Below are 1,247 nucleotides of genomic sequence, written 5' to 3'. Positions count from 1 at the left end.
TATCTTTGCCTGGGTTTAGATCAACTGGGATATCAATCTTACCTTTATCGATATCATCTTGGTTGATTGGTTTTTCAGTCTTTTTACCATTGTCATCAGTAACAACTACTTTATCACCTGGTTTTACTGAACCATCTTTTGGTATAGTAACTTCTACTGTTGTTTTACTAGCATCTTTGTCATTAGCTTTGTTTTCATCATCAGAAATTTTGCCATCTTTGTTTGTATCTTCTGGGAATTTAATTTCTGGGTTGCTTGGTTTTCTGCTAAATTCGCTGTCAAGTTGTACGTTAGCATGTATAGCTGTGCTTTGGTTACCAACTAGATCGACTATTCTATAGCTTGGGCTTTCGAAGTGTTTTCCTGATAAAGTTGCTTCGTATTCAAAGCTTTTACCTAGATCGTCACTTGATAAGACTTTTTCGGTCTTCCATTTACCATCTTTTCCAAGTACTTGAAGAACATCACCTGCGCTTACAGTGCCATCTTTTGGTATCTCTACTTCCCAGTGGATCTTACTATCTTTTAAATTCTTAGCTTCTTCTACGCTTAGAACTCCATTGTGATCTGCATCTTCTTTTATAGATACTTTTGGAGCACCGATAGTTGTATCAACTTCTAGTGCAGAAGTTGCTTCGCTAGTGTTGCCAGCTGCATCTGTCACTACTGCTTTTATAACGTGAACACGGCCAACAAGATCTGCTAGTGGCTCTTTATAGTCGCTTGGTTTAAATTCCCAGTTGCCATCCTTGTCAGCTGTAACTCTACCCATCTCTTTATTGTTATCATAAAGGACTACTTCTTGATTTGCATCAGCTGTACCCTTTATGGTTGGCTTATTGTCATTTGTGTTAGTACCTGCAACATTGCCTTTATATACACCACCCTCTACGTTATCAATGATACCTGTTATCTTGACATTTGGAGCTGTAAAGTCTGAGTCTATGCTGCTAGAAACTTCTTTACTAGCATTACCTGCTTGATCAACGATCTTAGCTGTTACGCTTGAAGCTTTGCCATCAACTACTGGTACTTTGATCTCTACATATCCAGTTACTCTGTCATTGTAAGTAATAGTATGTGTTTTTTCCTCACCATTTACAGTGTAGTGGATCACATCATTTTCTTCAGCATCACCTGGGACAGAAATTTGAGCTTTTGTGCTAGTGCTATCGCCATCTTTGCTATTTTCAGCTTTATTTAGCTTGCTATCTTTTGGATTTACATCTTCAACAAATGTGATGGTT

Annotated in this window: 1 protein-coding gene; it reads right to left on the bottom strand. The window is 37.9% G+C overall.

Translation table 11 applies throughout. From position 1 onward, the window contains the following. A partial coding sequence (locus F3G98_RS10250) for an Ig-like domain-containing protein (RefSeq protein ID WP_188117010.1) occupies nt 1–1,247 on the bottom strand: 1,247 nt, incomplete at both ends.

The sequence above is a fragment of the Campylobacter concisus genome (genome assembly GCF_902460895.1).
Classification (GTDB): domain Bacteria; phylum Campylobacterota; class Campylobacteria; order Campylobacterales; family Campylobacteraceae; genus Campylobacter_A; species Campylobacter_A concisus_BC.
The sequence above is the reverse complement of the archived record's forward strand: the minus strand, read 5'-3'. Positions and strand labels throughout refer to the sequence as shown.